4 protein-coding genes are annotated in these 3,825 nt (G+C 74.6%); all 4 read right to left on the bottom strand.

Translation table 11 applies throughout. The features are described 5' to 3' along the window. Positions 1 to 13 precede the first annotated feature (13 nt). The 4 genes from FNQ90_RS15490 to FNQ90_RS15475 all read right to left on the bottom strand — a co-directional run bounded on the left by FNQ90_RS15490 (position 14) and on the right by FNQ90_RS15475 (position 3,264). A complete protein-coding gene (locus FNQ90_RS15490; RefSeq protein ID WP_143617708.1) occupies positions 14 to 586 on the bottom strand; it encodes a GTP-binding protein in 573 nt (190 codons plus the stop codon). A 91-nt stretch (positions 587 to 677) separates the two neighbouring features. Further along, positions 678 to 1,052: a DUF742 domain-containing protein gene (locus tag FNQ90_RS15485; protein ID WP_143617695.1), complete on the bottom strand. Its 375-nt coding sequence runs from the start codon at positions 1,050 to 1,052 to the stop codon at positions 678 to 680. Beyond that, a complete protein-coding gene (locus tag FNQ90_RS15480) occupies positions 1,049 to 1,465 on the bottom strand; it encodes a roadblock/LC7 domain-containing protein (RefSeq protein WP_143617693.1) in 417 nt (138 codons plus the stop codon). Before FNQ90_RS15480 ends, FNQ90_RS15485 begins: the two co-directional genes overlap by 4 nt. After that, complete coding sequence (locus FNQ90_RS15475; RefSeq protein ID WP_182606919.1) at positions 1,462 to 3,264, bottom strand: ATP-binding protein; 1,803 nt, start codon at positions 3,262 to 3,264, stop codon at positions 1,462 to 1,464. The genes FNQ90_RS15480 and FNQ90_RS15475 overlap by 4 nt, the downstream gene beginning before the upstream one ends. Positions 3,265 to 3,825 lie beyond the last annotated feature (561 nt).

Raw genomic sequence — 3,825 nt, 5'->3', positions numbered from 1 at the left:
GACGGGGGTCGGTTCATCTCGCGGGCTCCGGTCGCAGCGTGAGCAGGTGTTGCACCAGGGTGATCAGGGCGTCCAGGACACTGTCCCGCTGTCGGGCGTCACAGGTCGTCAGCGGGGTGTTCTCGTCCAGGTCCAACGCCGTCCGCAGCTCCGTGCCGGGGTGCTCCGGGGAGTCGGGGAAGGCGTTGACCGCGACCGCGTACGGCAGGCCGAGGTCCTCGGCCAGGTCCAGGGCGGGGAAGCAGTCGCGCAGGCGTCGGGTGTCGGCGAGCACCAGAACGCCCAGGGCGCCGCGGGCCAGGTCGCCCGCCAGCGGCAGGAAACGGCTCTGACCGGGGGCGCCGAAGAGGTAGAGCACCATGTCACGGCGGTCGCCGTGCAGGGTGATCCGACCGAAGTCCATGGCCACGGTGGTGGAGCGCTTCTGCGGCAGACCGGCCAGGTCATCGGTACCGACCGAGGCGGCGGTCATCTCCTCCTCGGTGCGCAGCGGCTCGATCTCCGAGACGGCTCCGATGAGGGTGGTCTTGCCGGCGCCGAAACCGCCGACGATCAGGATCTTGGCGGGTTCCTCGTGCCCCTGCAGGTAGGCGGGGCGCGGGCGGCCCGTCTCCGTCGTCGACCCGGTCGGCCGGATCGGGCCGGAGGGCGCGGACGGGTCGGGTGAACGGGACAGGTCAGGTGCGGAGACGACGGAGTCCACTGAGCACCTCCTCCAGGAGCTGCCGGTCGGGCAGTGCGGCGGGCGGGACGGGCGAACGAGTGGTGACGTGGCCCGAGTCCTTGAGGTTGCTGATCAGAATCGTCAGCACGCTGATCGGCAGGTTGAGATGGGCGCTGATCTCGGCGGCCGAGAGCACGCCCGGCTCGCACAGGCGGAGCACCCGCAACTGCTCGGGACCGAGATCCGTCTGCTCGGGGGGATTGGGCGGCGGCAGGACCAACGTGGCGTGGTCTATGGTGTTGCGGCTCGGCGCGGTCCGCCCGCCCGTGATGGTGGACGGGCGGACCAGCCCGGCGTCGCGGCCGGGGCGTCGCGGCGGGGGATTCATGCCGCTCCGCCGCGGGGTGCGACGCCCAACTCCCTGCCGAGGCGCGAGACGGCACGGGCCATCTCGCCGGTGATGATGCTGATGTCCGCGTCCGGATCGGTGGCGACCGCGAGGTAGGTGCCCTCGCCGGCGGCCATCATGAGCAGGCAGCCTCCGCCGTACTGGATCATCAGCAACTCGTGCTGCTCACCGGCGCAGCCGGCGAACTCGGCGACCGCCCGCCCCAGGGACTGCAGGCCCGAGACCGAGGCGGCGGTGCGCTCGGCGAGGTCCCGCTCCAGGTCCCGGGAGACCGCGCCCGGCAGGCCGTCCGCGGTCAGCACGAGTGCGCTGCGCACCCCGGGCTGGGTCATGATGTGCTCGTCCAGGATCCATCCCAGACTCGCTAGCGAGGTCGTGCTGGCGGACTTCATGTGGTGCTCACCTCGTCATCACCGGGCGTACGGGGGGTCGGTGGGGTCGGCGTGTTCGGGCCCGCCTCGCCGGAGAAGGCGGCCCGGAAGGCACGGGCGGCCTCTCCGGCGGCGCCGAGCCGCGAGGGCGGTCCGGCGGCCGGCCGCGGCGCGGCCGTGTGCCATCCGGCCGACTCCTCGGGAGCGGCGTGCCGGCGCCGACGGCGCTGGGGCAGCCCGCCGGGGGTCAACTCCTCGTCCTCCTCGGAAAATTCGCCGGGGACGGTGTGGTCGAAGCCCCCGGCGCCGTACCCGCCCGGGGCGCCGCGGTGCTCCGCGGGCTCCGGACGCTCGCGCCGCTCCAACCGGTCCGCCGCGGCGTGGTGCTCCGCCCCCCAGCCCTCGTCGGCCCGGGTCTCGGCGACGAGCCGGGCCGCGCGCCTGGTGGGCAGCGGCTCGGCGGGGTACTCCTCCTCCGCGACGGGCGCGGGCTCCCGGGCCGGCGCGGGCGCCGGAGCCGGGGCGGGCGCCGGAGCCGGAGCGGGCGCCGGAGCCGGAGCGGGCGCCGGAGCCGGAGCGGGCGCCGGAGCCGGGGCGGAGGCCTGCGGCGGGACGGATGCCTGGGGCGGGGCGGGAGCCTGCGGCGGGACGCCGATCTCCTCCTCGTCCATGGGCAGCGGGGTCAGCAACTCGTTGGGGAGGTGGATGACCATGCGGGTGCCGCCGTACGGGGAGCCGTCCGGCACCGCGGAGGCGCGGAAGCCGTAACGACGTGCGAGGAGACCCACCACGGCCCATCCGGCGGCGAGCGGGGCGGGAAGCTCCGTCAGCCGCACGTCGTGGCCCTTGCTGAGCACCTCCTCGGCCTGCTCCTCGAGTTCCCGGGTGAGCCCCACGCCGCCGTCGTCCACCAGCAGCGACAGGCCGTGGTGGTCGGAGCGGAAGCGGACCTCGACCCGGGACGCCGGACTGCTGTGCCGGGCGGCGTTGTCGAGGAGTTCGGCGATGGCGAGCACCACCGGTTCCACGACGCGGCCGGTGACCGCGATGGTCGGCTCGCCGATGATGTGCACCCGGCGGTGCCCGTCGGCGATGCGACCGGTGGCGGCCCGCACCACGTCCAGCGCCGGCGCGTCCACCCGCTGCCGACCCGGCCAGTCGCCCGCGAGGACGAGCGTGGCCTGGGCCCGGCGCAGCGCCTGGGCGACCAGCGGGTCGAGTTCGAGGAGGACACCCGCGACCTGCTGGCTGCGCTCGTGCTTGACCAACAGGGCGTCGAGCTGGGCCTGGAGCCGGTGCAACTGGGCGGTGACCGGTGCCATCGCCCCGCGCAGGGCGCTGCGGGTGGCGTTCTCCGCCTCCCGCGCGGCCTCCTCGGTGACCTGTTGAAGGGTCTCGTCGGCACCGGCGCCCGCGGACTCGGCCACACGACGGGCCTCGGCCAACTCCTCGGCCACGGCCCGACGGGCGGTCGCCGCCTCCTCGACCGCGGCCCGACGGGCGGCCTCCGCGTCGGCCACGATCCGGGCCACCTCGTGGTGGACCGCCTCCAGCACGGCGCGCGCGGCCTGCTCGAGTTCGGTGCCCTCGATGTCGGGTCGGGAGGGACCGGGGATGGGCTGTCCCCCGCCGGTCCCGCGGGCCGACGCCGCGACGGCCGGGACCCGGGCACGAGCCAGGTGGTACAGCTCGTTGCGGGTGAGCCGGCCGGAACGTTCCGCCCTGCCGGCACGACGACGGTCGCGGAGCAACAGCGGTGTCAGTACCGCCGCCGTTCCCGCGCCGCCCGCCAGCACGGCGGCCGATAGCTCTAACAGCATGCGTGTCTTTCCTTAGGCGGGGCTGTATGGGGGAGTGGCAGGAGGAAAGGGTTCCGGAGCCGCCCCGGCTGCCCCGGCCACCCGCGCCGTTGGGTAGGACGCGGCGCACGCGGGGACGGACAGGAGATGCCCCCGGCATGTACCAGATGGGTACGGTGCGTCATCACGGTATAGCGTTGACCCCCTGTGTCGCCACGCCCCCGGGAAATCCATCAAGATCATCCGATGTCCAAACCCGGTTGTGCTGCTCATTATTGTTGCATCGTCAGTTGAACGCGCCCCGGCGCATGCGCCCCCGCGCACTTCGCATCGGTGAAGACCCGGAGCCCCCCGGGGAGGCCCCGGGGAGGCCCCGGGAGAGCGGTTGGGAGAACCCGGGGAGAAGCCGTGCCCGGGGTTCGGCCGGCGTCGGGAGACACGCCCCGGGCACCGGACGGGGGCGGAACGGTCGCGGCGCACGACCCCGGCACCGGAGGGTTCCGGGAGCCCGGGCCCGGACCCGGCGCTTCCGGACGGAAACGGGAACGGGCGGCGCCGGCACGCCCCTCCACGGGGAGTGCC

The sequence above is a fragment of the Streptomyces alkaliphilus genome (genome assembly GCF_014141535.1).
Classification (GTDB): domain Bacteria; phylum Actinomycetota; class Actinomycetes; order Streptomycetales; family Streptomycetaceae; genus Streptomyces; species Streptomyces alkaliphilus.
The sequence above is the reverse complement of the archived record's forward strand: the minus strand, read 5'-3'. Positions and strand labels throughout refer to the sequence as shown.